Origin of the sequence: Pseudomonas violetae, from assembly GCF_023072615.1 — a bacterium.
Lineage (GTDB): Bacteria > Pseudomonadota > Gammaproteobacteria > Pseudomonadales > Pseudomonadaceae > Aquipseudomonas > Aquipseudomonas violetae.
On sequence record NZ_JAKNRW010000040.1, the window covers coordinates 1 to 15,623 of the forward strand.

The 15,623-nt window shown below is 56.8% G+C and carries 11 protein-coding genes; 9 read left to right on the forward strand and 2 right to left on the reverse strand.

What is annotated here, in order from left to right:
• Nucleotides 1-699: 699 nt before the first annotated feature.
• Entirely contained in the window at nucleotides 700-2,100 is a 1,401-nt protein-coding gene (locus L9059_RS26580; protein WP_247293865.1) for an MATE family efflux transporter, read from the forward strand.
• A gap of 139 nt (nucleotides 2,101-2,239) precedes the next feature.
• Here L9059_RS26580 and tusA read toward each other — a convergent pair whose 3' ends face one another.
• A complete protein-coding gene (gene tusA / locus L9059_RS26585; RefSeq protein ID WP_247293866.1) occupies nucleotides 2,240-2,491 on the reverse strand; it encodes a sulfurtransferase TusA in 252 nt (83 codons plus the stop codon).
• 92 nt (nucleotides 2,492-2,583) lie between these two features.
• Nucleotides 2,584-3,657: a 23S rRNA (cytidine(2498)-2'-O)-methyltransferase RlmM gene (rlmM, locus tag L9059_RS26590; protein WP_247293867.1), complete on the reverse strand. Its 1,074-nt coding sequence runs from the start codon at nucleotides 3,655-3,657 to the stop codon at nucleotides 2,584-2,586.
• Between the two features lie 222 nt (nucleotides 3,658-3,879).
• On the opposite strand from rlmM, the gene acnA reads away from it, so the two are divergent.
• The 8 genes from acnA to wecB all read left to right on the forward strand — a co-directional run bounded on the left by acnA (nucleotide 3,880) and on the right by wecB (nucleotide 15,598).
• Entirely contained in the window at nucleotides 3,880-6,621 is a 2,742-nt protein-coding gene (gene acnA, locus L9059_RS26595) for an aconitate hydratase AcnA (RefSeq protein WP_247293868.1), read from the forward strand.
• 228 nt (nucleotides 6,622-6,849) lie between these two features.
• Nucleotides 6,850-7,893, forward strand: coding sequence for an RHS repeat-associated core domain-containing protein (locus L9059_RS26600; protein ID WP_247293869.1), 1,044 nt, complete (start codon nucleotides 6,850-6,852; stop codon nucleotides 7,891-7,893).
• An 88-nt stretch (nucleotides 7,894-7,981) separates the two neighbouring features.
• Entirely contained in the window at nucleotides 7,982-8,773 is a 792-nt protein-coding gene (locus L9059_RS26605; RefSeq protein ID WP_247293871.1) for a CPBP family glutamic-type intramembrane protease, read from the forward strand.
• A 214-nt stretch (nucleotides 8,774-8,987) separates the two neighbouring features.
• Nucleotides 8,988-9,422: a low molecular weight protein-tyrosine-phosphatase gene (locus tag L9059_RS26610; RefSeq protein ID WP_247293872.1), complete on the forward strand. Its 435-nt coding sequence runs from the start codon at nucleotides 8,988-8,990 to the stop codon at nucleotides 9,420-9,422.
• 24 nt (nucleotides 9,423-9,446) lie between these two features.
• A complete protein-coding gene (locus L9059_RS26615) occupies nucleotides 9,447-11,681 on the forward strand; it encodes a polysaccharide biosynthesis tyrosine autokinase (RefSeq protein WP_247293874.1) in 2,235 nt (744 codons plus the stop codon).
• A gap of 54 nt (nucleotides 11,682-11,735) precedes the next feature.
• The gene (gene rfaH, locus L9059_RS26620) at nucleotides 11,736-12,254 is read left to right on the forward strand and encodes a transcription/translation regulatory transformer protein RfaH (protein ID WP_247293876.1); all 519 of its coding nucleotides are present in this window, start codon (nucleotides 11,736-11,738) and stop codon (nucleotides 12,252-12,254) included.
• A 749-nt stretch (nucleotides 12,255-13,003) separates the two neighbouring features.
• Nucleotides 13,004-14,395, forward strand: a complete 1,392-nt coding sequence (locus L9059_RS26625) for an undecaprenyl-phosphate glucose phosphotransferase (RefSeq protein WP_247293878.1) — start codon at nucleotides 13,004-13,006, stop codon at nucleotides 14,393-14,395.
• Between the two features lie 72 nt (nucleotides 14,396-14,467).
• Nucleotides 14,468-15,598 (forward strand): non-hydrolyzing UDP-N-acetylglucosamine 2-epimerase, encoded by a 1,131-nt coding sequence (gene wecB, locus L9059_RS26630; protein WP_247293879.1) that lies wholly within the window; start codon nucleotides 14,468-14,470, stop codon nucleotides 15,596-15,598.
• The last annotated feature ends 25 nt before the right edge of the window (nucleotides 15,599-15,623 follow it).

The window sequence follows — 15,623 nt, forward strand, 5'->3', positions numbered from 1 at the left end:
ACAGACCCACCCCCCCTGTGGCGAGCGAGCTTGCTCGCGCTGGGCCGCGCAGCAGCCCCAAAACCTGTGCATGCGGTCTGCGTGTTAAATGGCGTCGCCGAAACTGGGGCCGCTTCGCAGCCCAGCGCGAGCAAGCTCCCTCGCCACGGGTATAGCGGAAGCTGCGGGTTCTCGAAACAGCGATCCCCCTGACCACACGCAACCCAACAGACCCACCCCCCTGTGGCGAGCGAGCTTGCTCGCGCTGGGCCGCGCAGCAGCCCCAAAACCTGTGCACGCGGTCTGCGTGTTAAATGGCGTCGCCGAAACTGGGGCCGTTTCGCAGCCCAGCGGGAGCAAGCTCCCTCGCCACAGGTATAGCGGCAGCTGCGGGCTCTCGAAACAGCGATCCCCCTGACCACACGCAACCCAACAGACCCACCCCCCCTGTGGCGAGCGAGCTTGCTCGCGCTGGGCCGCGCAGCAGCCCCAAAACCTGTGCATGCGGTCTGCGTGTTAAATGGCGTCGCCGAAACTGGGGCCGCTTCGCAGCCCAGCGGGAGCAAGCTCCCTCGCCACGGGTAACTCGACACAGTGACAAATGCAGCCCCCCACAACCCACCCGCCGATTACAAATCCCCAACACAGCAATTTTCCTGACCACTACGTCAACGCGTAGAATGCTCCGCCTCGCGCATCAATACCTTTGGACGTTTCGCCGTGAATTCCGTAACTGAGCACTTCTCTCCCACCCCCCTCACCCGCCCCGCCCGGGTGCGCCTGGAGCTGAAAACCTTGCTTGGCCTGGCCCTGCCGATCATGATCGCGCAGCTGGCCACCACGGCCATGGGTTTCGTCGATGCGGTGATGGCCGGTCGGGTCGGGCCGAGGGACCTGGCGGCTGTGGCCCTGGGCAACTCGATCTGGGTCCCGGTGTTCCTCCTGATGACCGGCACCCTGCTCGCCACCACCCCGAAAGTCGCCCAGCGTTTTGGCGCCGGCACCCACAGCGAAATCGGTCCGATCGTGCGTCAGGCTCTGTGGTTGGCGCTGGTGGTGGGCCTGATGGCTACCGGCATGCTGTTCAGCGCCGAGCCGATCCTGCACCTGATGAACGTCGACCCCGAACTCATCGGCCCCTGCATGCGATACCTGCACGGCATCGCCAGCGGCCTGCCTGCCGTTGCGTTTTATCACGTGCTGCGCTGCTTCAGTGACGGCCTGGGGCGCACACGGCCAGCCATGGTCCTTGGCTTATGCGGCCTGGCGCTGAACATCCCGCTCAACTACATCTTCATCTATGGCCACTTCGGCATACCCGCCATGGGCGGCGTTGGCTGCGGCTGGGCCACGGCGATCGTAATGTGGGTGATGGCACTGGGCATGGCCGGCTGGGAACGCTGGGCGCCGGTCTATCAGTCGAGCCAGCTGTTCAGCCGCTTCGACTGGCCGCAGTGGTCGGTGATCAAGCGCCTGCTCGGCATCGGCCTGCCCATCGGCATCGCGGTGTTTGCCGAGTCGAGCATTTTCGCCGTGATCGCCCTGCTAATCGGCAGCCTCGGCGCGACCGTGGTAGCCGGGCACCAGATAGCACTCAACTTCAGCTCCCTGGTGTTCATGATCCCCTACTCCCTCGGCATGGCCGTCACCGTGCGCGTCGGCCAGGCCCTCGGACGTCAGCAGCCGCGAGAGGCAAGGTTCGCCGCCGGAGTCGGCATGGGCACCGCGCTGGCGTATGCGTGCATCTCGGCGAGCATGATGCTGTTGCTGCGCGAGCAGATCGCGACCATCTACACTTCGGACCCGACGGTGATTCATGTGGCGGCGATGCTGATCGTGTATTCGGCGCTGTTCCAGTTCTCCGACGCGATCCAGGTCACGGCAGCCGGCGCCCTGCGCGGTTACCAGGACACTCGGGCAACGATGATCCTGACGCTGTTCGCCTACTGGGGCATCGGTTTGCCAGTGGGCTACGCACTGGGCCTCACTGACTGGTTCGGCGAACCCAGCGGCCCGAGCGGGCTATGGCAGGGCCTGATCGTCGGCCTGAGCTGCGCGGCCCTGATGCTATCGATCCGCCTGACGCGCAGTGCCCGCCGGCGCATCCGCATAACCCTGTAGGAGCCCGGCTTGCCAGCGATGACGGTGTCACATTCACCATCACCATCGCAGACAAGCCAGCTCCCACGGATTTGTAGCGTTGCACAGTCCAACAAGCACCCGCTCCCACAAGGTGCTCATCCATGCTTAAGCGAGCGGCTTAAGCGATTTTCTTGCGAATCCAGTAGAGGTAGGTACCTGCCTCTTCATGCTGCCCGACCAGTTCATGGTCGAGGAATACGCAGAACTTGGGGATGTCACGCCGGGTCGACGGGTCGGTGGCGATCACCTTCAACAGGCCGCCGGGCACCAGATCACGGATGTGCTGGTGCAACATCATCACCGGCTCCGGGCAGTTGAGGCCGGTGGCGTCGAGGGTGCCGTCAACCGGCGTATCAAGCATTTCACTCATGATTCACTCCTGAAACTGGCCGATATTGTCGCGCAATGTCGGGTGTTCGGTCATCTATGACTTACCACCGCTCGCACAGGGGGCCATGTGCATCAGCGGGCTTTGGGCTTCTTCACATCAATCCGCCGCAAATGACACGTCACTTCTTCCCGGTCGTGATACAGCTGCTTGCAGCCAATCTCCACCCGAATCCCACGCGCCTTGAACCCCTCGGCGATACGCTCAAGCAACCGTTTAACCTCGGCATACCGCTGCTTCATCGGCAACTTCAGGTTCACCACCGCCTCACGGCAATGCCCCTCGCCGATCCACTCCTCCAGCATCGCCGCATTGCGCGCCGGCTTTTCGACGATGTCACACACCATCCAGTCCACCGGCTGCTTAGGCTTGAAGGTAAAACCATCCGCCATCAAATGCTGCACCAACCCGGTTTCCATCAGGCTTTGCGCCATCGGTCCGTTATCGATCGCCGTCACCAGCATGCCACGGTTCACCAACTGCCAGGTCCAGCCACCGGGCGCGGCACCCAGGTCCACACCGGTCATGTCACTGTGCAGACGCTCGTCCCACTGGTCACGTGGGATAAAATGGTGCCAAGCCTCTTCCAGCTTCAAGGTCGAACGACTCGGCGCATCACGGGGAAACTTCAACCGCGGAATACCCATCGGCCACATCGCCGAATTATTCGACTCCGCCAGCCCCATGAACACCTCGCGCCCACTCTTGAACGTCAACAGCAACCGCGGCTTGAGCGGGTCTTCCACCAACTTGCCGGCCGCCATCAGCGCCTTGCGCAAATGCACTTCGAACTTCTTGCAGAAATTCGACAATTCCTTGCCATCGTTGGTATCGACCATCTCCAGCCACAAACTGCCACACAGCGGAAAGTCAGCCATGTGCGCGAGGATCACACTGATGCGATCGGTTTCCGGCAGCTCGATAAACATCCCGCGAGCCCACTGGCGTGGAAAAATCAGCTCGGCAAAACGCTGGCCGCGCATCAGGCGCTCGGCGCCGTCTTCCTCGGTGCAGATAAATTCGGCAAAGGCGCTGGCGGTCTTGGCCTTGGCATAACCGGCCACGTTCAAACGGGCCGCATGCTCGGAAATCTCGGAGCAGACTTCGCCTTCGAAGCCCGGCCGGCAATGCATAAAAAGGGTGTTCATTATTACTCCTGGGCAGATGGCGAGGAATTCAGCCACTGCGCGATGCCCAGGCTTGCGTTGAAGCAAAGCCTGTCACGAAAACCGGCGCATGATAGCCGAGTTCGGAACCTTGGACCTGTCCATAGAGTCCAGTTATTAGCGTTAAGCTGCAAACAGGACTAGGTTAAGACCTCAGTTCGTCCCCTCAGTCCGTAGCCGTGCGGATCAAAAGGAGTGATCGTAATGCCGTCCCTCGATAGCCTGAAAACCCTCAAAACCCTGCAAATCGACGACAAGACCTACCATTATTTCAGTCTGCCCGACGCCGCCAAAAGCCTCGGTGACCTCGACAAACTGCCCATGTCGTTGAAAGTACTGCTGGAAAACCTGCTGCGCTGGGAAGATGCCAAAACCGTCACCGGCGCCGACCTCAAGGCCATCGCCGCCTGGCTCAAGGAGCGCCGCTCCGACCGGGAAATCCAATACCGCCCCGCCCGCGTATTGATGCAGGACTTTACCGGCGTCCCCGCCGTGGTCGACCTGGCTGCCATGCGCGCCGCCATGGCCAAGGCCGGCGGCGACCCGCAACGCATCAACCCGCTGTCCCCCGTGGACCTGGTCATCGACCACTCGGTCATGGTCGACAAATTCGGCAGCGCCGGCGCCTTCGAGCAGAACGTCGACATCGAAATGCAGCGCAACGGCGAACGCTACGCCTTCCTGCGCTGGGGCCAGAGCGCCTTCGACAACTTCAGCGTCGTCCCCCCGGGCACCGGCATCTGCCACCAGGTCAACCTCGAGTACCTCGGCCGCACTGTCTGGACCAAGGATGAGGACAGCCGCACCTACGCCTTCCCCGACACCCTGGTCGGCACCGACTCCCACACCACCATGATCAACGGCCTTGGCGTACTCGGCTGGGGCGTCGGCGGCATCGAAGCGGAAGCGGCGATGCTCGGCCAGCCCGTGTCGATGCTGATTCCGGAAGTCATCGGCTTCAAACTCACCGGCAAGCTCAAGGAAGGCATCACCGCCACCGATCTGGTGCTCACCGTCACCCAGATGCTGCGCAAGAAAGGCGTGGTCGGCAAATTCGTCGAATTCTACGGCGACGGCCTCGCCGACCTGCCCCTGGCGGACCGCGCGACCATCGCCAACATGGCCCCGGAATACGGCGCCACGTGCGGCTTCTTCCCGGTGGACGACGTCACCCTCGACTACCTGCGCCTCTCGGGCCGACCGCCAGAAACCGTCAAACTGGTCGAGGCCTACTGCAAAACCCAGGGCCTGTGGCGCCTGCCGGGCAAAGAACCGGCGTTCACCGACAGCCTGGCCCTGGACATGGCCAGCGTCGAAGCCAGCCTCGCCGGACCGAAGCGCCCACAAGACCGCGTCTCGCTCCCTAACGTCGCCCAAGCCTTCAGCGACTTCATCGAACTGCAATTCAAACCCACCAGCAAGGAAGAAGGTCGCCTGGAAAGTGAAGGCGGCGGTGGCGTGGCCGTGGGTAACGCCGATCTGGTCGGCGAAACCGACTACGAATACGACGGCCGCACCTATCGCCTGAAAAACGGCGCCGTGGTCATCGCCGCCATCACCTCCTGCACCAACACCTCCAACCCCAGCGTCATGATGGCGGCTGGTTTGGTGGCGAAAAAAGCCGTGGAAAAAGGCCTGACCCGCAAACCCTGGGTGAAAAGCTCCCTGGCCCCCGGCTCCAAAGTCGTCACCGACTACTATAAGGCTGCAGGGCTGACCCAATACCTCGATCAACTGGGCTTCGCCTTGGTCGGCTACGGCTGCACCACCTGCATCGGCAACTCTGGGCCACTGCCGGAACCGATCGAAAAAGCCATCCAGAAAGCCGACCTCACCGTCGCCTCGGTCCTGTCGGGTAACCGCAACTTCGAAGGCCGCGTGCACCCGTTGGTGAAAACCAACTGGCTCGCCTCCCCGCCGCTGGTCGTCGCCTACGCACTGGCTGGCACCGTGCGCACCGACATCAGCAGCGAACCCTTGGGCAACGACAAGGAAGGCAACCCGGTATACCTGCGCGACATCTGGCCCAGCACCCAGGAAATCGCCGACGCCGTGAGCCAGGTCAACACCGCCATGTTCCATAAGGAATACGCCGAAGTGTTCGCCGGCGACGAACAATGGCAGGCCATTGAAGTGCCACAAGCCGCGACCTACGTCTGGCAGGACGACTCCACCTACATCCAGCACCCACCGTTCTTCGACGACATCGGCGGCCCGCCTCCGGCAGTCAAAGACGTCTCCGGCGCCCGGGTCCTGGCCATGCTCGGCGATTCAGTCACCACCGACCACATCTCCCCCGCCGGCAACATCAAGGTCGACAGCCCCGCCGGCCAATACCTGCGCGCCAAAGGCGTGGAACCACGCGACTTCAACTCCTACGGCTCACGCCGCGGCAACCACGAAGTCATGATGCGCGGCACCTTCGCCAACATCCGCATCCGCAACGAAATGCTCAGCGGCGAAGAAGGCGGCAACACGATCTACATCCCCACCGGCGAAAAAGTCGCGATCTACGACGCCGCCATGCGCTACCAGGCTGCCGGCACCCCGCTAGTCGTCATCGCCGGCCAGGAATACGGCACCGGCTCCAGCCGCGACTGGGCCGCCAAAGGCACCAACCTGTTGGGGGTAAAAGCCGTTATCGCGGAAAGCTTCGAACGCATCCACCGCTCCAACCTGGTCGGCATGGGCGTGCTGCCACTGCAATTCAAACTCGACCAAAACCGTAAAAGCCTGAACCTCACCGGCAAGGAAACCCTCGACATCCTCGGCCTGACGGGCGTCGAACTCAAACCACGCATGAACCTGACCCTGGTCATCACCCGGGAAGACGGCAAACGCGAGAAGGTCGAGGTGCTGTGCCGGATTGATACGCTAAACGAGGTGGAATACTTCAAGGCTGGCGGCATCCTGCATTACGTACTGCGCCAACTCATAGCCTCATAACCCAAGCGGGGGGATAACAATCCCCCCCAACACCAACTCCTACACCACCAACCCCATGTGGGAGCGAGCCTGCTCGCGATAGCGGTCCAAAAGCCGCCAACCCCACTCAGAGTGACAACGCTTGCCCGAGAGTTCAGACCCAATCTACCTAGCAGTTCTGATAGTAGGCAGAAGCCGAGAAACCAACGATCCTAGGACCACGATTTTTAGCGCCTCGGGATCATCTCAATGCCAACTAATGTCCCCTCCGTGCTGGCTCGCTACACATACGATCCACTCGACCGCCTGAGCCATTGCTCCCCCTCCGAGCAACCTTACATCCAGCGCTTTTACTGCAACACACGCCTATCCACCGAAATGCAAGGCACCCGCCATCGCAGCATCGTGCAGCACGAAGACCAGCTATTGGCGCAACACCATCGAGATGGCGCAGCGGGGTCCACTACCCTGTTAGCAACCGACCTGCAACGCTCGGTACACCACGCAATCCATGGCAACTTGCCTTACGTCTTGGCATACACGCCCTACGGCCATCGCCCACTAATAAACAGCGTTCTCGATCTGCTCGGCTTCAACGGCGAAACCCCGGACCGGGTAACCGGGCACTATCATCTCGGCAATGGGTATCGCGAGTACAACCCGGTGCTGATGCGGTTCAACACCCCGGACAGCTGGAGTCCGTTCGGGGTGGGTGGGCTGAATGCCTATGCATACTGCGCAGGGGATCCGATCAATAATTGGGATCCATCCGGGCATGGCCTCAAATCAATACTCCGCGTGAACAGACCTCCTGTACCTCGCAGACTCTCCAAAACTAATTTTGATACACCTCGAAGTACCACTCCGATGGAAGCCGTGCAACCTGTAGCTCATCAACATCCTGCCCTTGAAGATTTTCACCATTTCAGCCCTAAAACCAAAGAAAACACACTTGAAAACGTGTCGACTTTAATTCCGGAAGAGGGGACGAAAACACTCATCGAGGACATCAAAAGAACAGCTGCGCAACGCTACAGCGATCCTTCGAAACAGCTGGACTTCTCTACGTATAGACTTGAAAGAAACGCTAATAGAGTCAAGCTGCTGGAGCATCACAACAAACTCCACGCGACAGACCAAACTTTGAAACCCACAGAGCGTCGCCTACGCTTCGGCTTTGTGCACATTAAGGAGTTTGATGAAGAAGCCTGGGAACTCCGCAAAGGAGTGGAGACACGCCCTCTTGCTCAGTTTCGACGCTCCGAGCCACCACTGAAACGCGAACAGCTTTAAAAACAACTTAATCCGCCCATCCATTGCGCGCCACTTCCCCATCTGCCTAAATTGCCCCACAGAATCAAGTCCCACCAAGGACGACCCCATGCTCCGCCTCCCCTGGCCGTACCTCACCATGCTCACCGCCGGCTACGTCCTGGCGCTCACCTACGGTCAATTGTCCCTCCAGGCCAGCATCCCCATCACCCTGCTCCTGCTAGCCGGCTTCGCCATACAACCGCAAAACCACCGCTACGCCCGCTACCTCGGCCACAGCCTGTTCGTCATCCTTGCCCTAGCCCTGGCCCTCCACTACCTGCCAGGCTTCCACAACGCCCAAGTCATCGAGCCCCAACGCTTCAGCGAAAACGCCGCCCCCGTCTCGATGTACCTCAACCTCGACAAACCCCTGCTCGGCTTCTGGCTCCTGCTCGCCTGCCCATGGATCATCGCCCAGCGCTCTTTCAGCCAAACCCTGAAAACCAGTGCCATCACCCTGACCCTCACCGCACTCGCCACCTTCGCGAGCGCCTGGCTACTGGGCATCATCGAATGGTCCCCTAAGTGGCCAGACGTCGCCCGCCTCTGGCTCCTCAACAACCTGCTACTCGTCACCCTGGTAGAAGAAGCCCTATTTCGCGGCTATATACAGGGCGGCCTGAGCCAACGACTCAAACACCTGCCCTACGGCGAAACCCTCGCCCTGTTACTTGCTGCAACACTTTTCGGCCTGGCGCACTGGGGCGCCGGCTGGGAGTGGGTCCTGCTGGCAACCCTGGCGGGCATCGGCTACGGCCTGGCGTACCGCTTCGGCGGGCTGGCGGCGGCCATTGCCACGCAATTCGGGTTAAACCTGCTGCACTTCGGGGTGTTCACATACCCGATGTTGGCGGGATAGTCATCAGGGCCAAGCAAACGTCCGTATGACAGAAAGTGTCAACGGAGCCTTGACCCTCCCCCCCTACGCCACTAGAGTGCACGCTTTTAAAAATGGCCCCGGAAGCAGTAATGCACCGGAGAAAGCCGTACTGTTGCGCTGGAAAGGACTTCCATCCCCCTCCTCCTGCTGCCTGTGCGGTCATCACACTCGATTCCGTAACCTACGCAGCCCTATGTTCAATAAAATCCTAGTCGTATGCATCGGCAACATCTGCCGCAGCCCCACCGTAGAAGCCCTGCTTAAAAGCAAGCTGGCCCACCGCGGCGTCGACGTAAGCTCAGCGGGCCTCGGCGCCCTCGTGGACAAATCCATGGACGCCACCGCGCTGGAAGTCCTGCGCGAACACGGCGGCGATCTGCCAGACCACAAAGGTCGGCAATTGACTCGAGAAATGCTGCAACAGGCCGATGTAGTACTGACCATGGAACAGCGCCATGTGGACAGCATCGCGCGAATGGCCCCGGAAGTACGCGGAAAGACGTTCCTGCTAGGCAAGTGGCAGAACAACCAGGAAATTCCCGACCCGTACCGCCAGCAAAAAGTCGCATTCGAACACGTCTACCAGTTGATGACGCAAGGCGTCGACAGCTGGTCGCAAAAACTATAATCACCTCTTGTAAAAGTACCCCGCATGCCAAGCCAAAACAGCCTACCTATTCAGGATCACAGCGACGACGATGACAGCATCGATCTGCTCGCGCTATTCGGCACTCTGATCGATAGCAAGTGGATTATTATCGGCATTACTGCGTTTTTTTGCGCAATTGGTGTTGCTTACGCCCTATTGTCAACGCCGGTGTATCAAGCGAACGCACTTGTTCAGGTCGAGCAAAAAAAAGGCGGCATGGCAGCGTTAGGCGGCATGGCAGAAATGAGCGAAATGTTCGGTGCTACCTCTCCGGCAGTGACCGAAATCGAGCTCTTAAAATCTCGTGCGGTACTTGGCAAGGCTGTGGAGAACCTCAATCTTGACATCGTAATTGAACCTAACTACTTCCCCGTGATTGGTCACTACCTAAGTCGACACTTCAAGCAAACTAACGAATATGAGTTTGCCTCACCCTTGCTTGGCTTAAACAGCTATGCATGGGGCGGTGAAAAGCTCGATATCTTCCAGCTAGAAGTGCCAGACACCTATATCGGTAAAAGTCTTACTCTGCAAGCTAAGGGCGACAACGCTTTCACGCTGATTAACGATGACAATGAAGAAGTAGTAAGCGGCAAGGTCGGGAAAAATCTCGAGCAAAATGGGTTCAAGCTGCAAGTCTCTACACTTAAGGCCAATGCAGGGACGCAGTTTACTGTAACTAAACAGCGCCGCCTAAATACAATCTTGCAATACCAAGATGATGTGTCGGCAGTGGAACGCAGCAAAGATTCCGGGATAATTGCGCTATCTATAGAGAGCGAAGACCCTAAACTAGCTAACAAAGTACTGGACGAGATTAATCGCTTATATGTACTTCAGAACGTAGAGCGCAACTCTGCTGAAGCCGCGCAAAGCCTTGAATTTCTACGCACCCAGTTGCCAGACGTGCGCAAACAATTGGAAAAAGCCGAAGGCCAATTAAACACTTACCAGACTAGCGCACGCTCTGTAGACATAACAATCGAGACTAAAGCTGTGCTCGATCAAATTGTGGCATTAGAAACACTGATCTCTGAACTCAAGCTTAAACAAGCAGAAATGGAACACCGCTTCACACGCGAGCACCCTGCTTATCAGGCTTTGATGACCCAGATGGGACAACTTGACCAACAAAAACGCGGACTAGAAAAGAAAGTCAAGAACCTGCCAGAAACACAGCAAGAACTGCTTCGTCTAGCCCGTGACATGCAAGTGACTACCGAGATTTACACCCAACTTCTGAACAAAACTCAAGAACTGGACATTGTCCGCGCTGGCACCGTCGGTAACGTTCGAGTTATCGACTCAGCTGATGCGAATATTGATAAACCGGTGAAACCGAAAAAACCATTGATCGTACTGATAGCTACCTTGCTCGGAGGACTGATTGCCGTAGCATACGTGCTGATCCGCAAAGCGATGAATCGCGGCGTGGAAGATCCAGAAATCATCGAGCAACTTGGTATCCCTGTGTACGCCTCGATCCCGCTCAGCAAAGGGCAATCCCTGATTGAGGCCACTTTAAAAGGCAATGGTCGCGCATTAACTGGCTCGCTGTTGCTAGCAGTCAATAACCCTGCTGACCTGGCTGTGGAATCGTTGCGAAGCCTGCGTACCAGCCTGCACTTTGCCACCATTGAAGCGAAGAACAACATCCTGATGATCTCGGGCCCCAGCCCAGCCGTAGGCAAATCCTTCGTTTCGTGCAATCTGGCCACCATCATTGCCCAGACAGGGCAAAAGGTACTGTTGGTTGACGCAGACATGCGAAAAGGTTATCTGAACAAGTTGTTCCGTATGGATGTGAGCAACGGACTTTCCGACCTTCTGGCGGGAAAAATCGACTTGCACAAGGCAACGCATCCGACGGAAGTGGAAAACCTGCATGTCATCACCCGCGGGCAAATCCCACCGAACCCGTCTGAACTTCTGATGCATAGCAATTTTACCCAATTTCTCGAAACTGTCAGTGGCCAATACGACTTGGTCATCATCGACACACCGCCGATTCTGGCGGTAACCGATGCAGCCTTGGTCGGACGCCAAGCCGGTACAACCCTGATCGTGACCCGTTTCGGCGTTAACGCCGCAAAGGAAATTCAGGTGACAAAGCGTCGCTTCGAACAAAACGGTATCGTCGTCAAAGGCGCGATTTTCAACGCAGTGGAACGTAAAGCTTCCGCCTATGGCTACGGCAACTACAGCTACTATCAATACGAATACGCTTCAGATAAATAGCACCGGATTTCAGGGCAGCGCCGCTGCCCTGATTTACCCAAGAGAGCTTTCCGCATGCCTCCTCAGAACCCGCCACCCCGCTGGTACCTGATCCAGTGCAAGCCACGACAGGACTCACGCGCAGAGGAAAATCTGACGCGCCAAGCTTTTAAGTGCTACCGCCCAACCCAACATACAGAACGCATCCAACGAGGCCGCCGCACCACTTTGGTGGAGTCATTATTCCCTGGCTACCTGTTCATCCAACTCGACCAGCTTAACGATAACTGGCACCCCATCCGCTCAACTCGCGGAGTCAACCAACTTGTCACATTCGGAAAACAGCCCATTGCCATAGCTGATGAACTCATCGAACAGCTGCAACAACGAAGTCAAAATCAACTCACCGAAACTCCGGAAGATTCCATAGCGCTTGAGCCCGGTGACTACGTACGCATCACCAGCGGCAGCTACAAAGAACTAGAGGCCATCTTCCTCTCCCACGACGGCGCCGAACGCATCGTGATCCTCCTGCAACTCCTCCACCGTGAACACCGGCAAAGCGTCCCGATCACTGCAATAGAAAAAACCTGACACCGCCCCACCAATAAAACAAAAATAATCCATCATCTCCCCCATCACTGGAGCTCCCCTATAAGAGATGCCGAAGGCTATCTTTTGATCTCAACCCCTGCAGCAACGCCTCTCATTGGCAGCAATCCGCCCTCCTGCCAAGCCCAATAATCCCCGCCCCATGTTCTCCCTCGTATTTCACCGAAAACAACCATCCTCGCAACAAAATCTTAAGACTCGGCAGTCACTCCAGACACTATCCCTGTGATCCACTACACAAAATATGCAGTTCGTCTGTAGGATCTTTCACGCAAAACTGTTTTACCCTTCACTTTTTCCACCAAATCGGTAAAATGCGCCGTCGGCTGAGGTAAATTCTCATTTCGGCAGGATGCCATTGCACAGTCATAGCGTTGTGCAGCAGTCAAGGACAGACTCATCTCCTCTGCTTGCTATTAACCGAGCCAAGACTCGGCCTGCCTGATTGATCCTCGCCCCTAAATTTGCCAGCGCTTGCGCATACGGCTCACGTCGCACCCACGGCGCACGTTTTCAGGAAACCAACGGTGAATCCTGGGGCGGTAGCGTGCCCAAAACCTTGATATTGGCCAAGGCAAAGTGCGTCCCCTCCCACGGATAAGGGGCTCGCCACGACAACGACCGGTTTGTGCTTAAGGCTCAAACAGTAACTCCAGCTGAATGGAGATAACTCCTCCTTACAGCGGGCGCAGCCTGGATGGCTTCGTCCATTTCACGCAAGGGACCTTATTTTGATTCGCAAGCGTCACACCACAATACCAGCAGGTCGCGGACTAACGTTCTGGGCTCAGTGGCTAGCAGCAATCTCCGTACTCATACTCCTTCTTTGCGCACTGGCTATATTGAAAACGGGAGAAGTGGATACCCAGTACCGCATTCTAAGCGTGCTTATGTTGCTCGGCTCAGTACCGGCTTACTCCATGATGCAGGTCTACCACAAGCAACATGGTTATCTAGTCGGCCTGGGGCGTCTGCTTGCCGGTTGGGTAACGCTGCTTTCAGGATTGATGGTGATGGCCTTCATCACCAAGACCAGTCAGCTTTTCTCCCGCGAGGTGATTATCACCCTCGCCTTATCCGGTTTTGCTTTGCAAGCCGTCCTTTACGTCCCGCTACATAATCTCGCTAAACGCTACCAACTGAAACTTCAAGCTGCTCGCACTTCGCTGATTGTTGGCACGGGTGAACTCGCACTAGATTTAGCGGACAAACTTGCTCGGCAGAAGAACGAACCTTTGGTAGGCTTGGTGGCTGCGGACGATTTGCCGCTACCCAATGACAGCGCGTACCCCTTCTTGGGTAGTCTCGCCCACCTGCGCGACCTGATTTCAACCCATCGAATCCGCCGTCTTTATATTGCACTGCCGCTCACAGAAGCCGAAAAGATCGAAGAGCTTTACATCGATTTGCTGGACTCGAGCGTTGACGTGATATGGATCCCTGATCTTCAAAGCTTGATCCTGCTGAACCACTCAGTATCTGAAATAGAAGGGCTCCCCGCGATCCATCTCAATGAAAGCCCACTCACTTCCTATCCTACTGCGGCACTTTCTAAAGCCGTACTGGATCGCACAGTTGCTTTAATCGCTATCATCCTGCTCAGCCCGGTACTCTTGGGCACCGCCATAGCCGTTAAATTATCGTCCCCGGGCCCAGTTCTGTTTAAGCAAAAACGCCACGGCTGGAATGGCAAGATTATAAAGGTCTGGAAGTTTCGTTCCATGCGCGTGCACGATGACCAAGAGGTCAAGCAGGCTAGCCGTGATGACCCGCGAATCACGCGAGTAGGACAATTTATCCGCCGCACCTCGATAGACGAGTTGCCGCAACTATTCAATGCCTTGCAAGGTCGCATGTCGTTAGTAGGACCGCGCCCCCATGCGGTGGCACACAACGACTACTATACGGGAAAAATTGACGCCTATATGGCGAGGCACCGTATCAAACCTGGCATTACGGGGCTGGCACAAATCAGCGGTTTCCGTGGTGAAACAGAAACCATAGACAAAATGGAGAAGCGTGTGGAGTTGGATCTTGCTTATATCAATAATTGGTCGTTGTGGCTTGATATTAAAATATTGATAAAGACACCCTTTACCTTGCTCTCGAAGAATATTTACTGAGTGATCGCCTTTTTAGACCGCCTTTCTCAGCGAATATTTTAATTAACAATCATTTACAATGGCTTGCTCCCAATGAAAACACTATGCGTCTTCGGCACGCGCCCCGAAGCTATCAAAATGGCCCCTCTTGTTCTCGCACTTGCGAATGACGATCGCTTTGACGCAAAAGTATGCGTTACAGGCCAGCACCGTGAGATGCTTGACCAAGTTCTTGAGTTGTTCAATATCACACCTGATTTTGATCTAAACATCATGAAACCAGGCCAGGACCTGACCGATGTCAGCACGGCAATCATGCAAGGTTTAAAATCAGTCTTCACGCAGTTTAAACCAGATATCGTACTTGTCCACGGAGACACAGCAACGACATTCGCGGCTAGCCTCGCGGCCTACTACCATCAAATTCCTGTCGCCCACGTGGAGGCGGGGCTTAGAACCGGTAACCTCTACTCGCCATGGCCTGAAGAGGGCAATCGCAAGCTCACAGGAGCATTGACCAAGCTGCACTTCGCTCCAACTGAAACCTCCCAAGCCAACCTGTTGCGAGAAGGAATCAATGCAGCATCGATTATCGTGACCGGCAACACGGTAATTGATGCATTGCTGGGCGTCATTGCACGCCTTGATCAAGACCCCGAATTGAACGCAAAAGCCGCTGAACCAAGTGCGTTTCTTGATCAAAGCCGAAAACTGGTACTCGTCACAGGTCACCGGCGTGAAAGTTTTGGCGACGGCTTTGAGCGAATTTGCCAAGCATTAATGGAAGTTGCCCAACAACATCCAGAAGTAGACATCGTATATCCCGTACATCTAAATCCAAATGTTCGCGAACCCGTTAATCGCCTGCTCACCGGCATTAAGAACATCTACCTAATTGACCCATTAGACTATCTCCCTTTTGTATATATGATGAGTCGGGCTTATATTATCTTGACCGACTCAGGCGGCATTCAAGAGGAAGCCCCATCACTGGGCAAGCCCGTGCTCGTGATGCGCGATACAACCGAGCGTCCGGAAGCCGTCGCTGCAGGCACAGTGAAACTAGTCGGCACGGACACTGACAACATGGTTCGTGAGTTAAATCGCCTGCTTACAGATACCGCTGCGTACCGCACTATGAGCTTTGCACATAATCCATACGGAGATGGCAAAGCATGCGAGCGAATTCTGAATGCACTGATCGCTCATCACACTTCGAGCTAATCAGGCATTAACTTCACTCGAATTA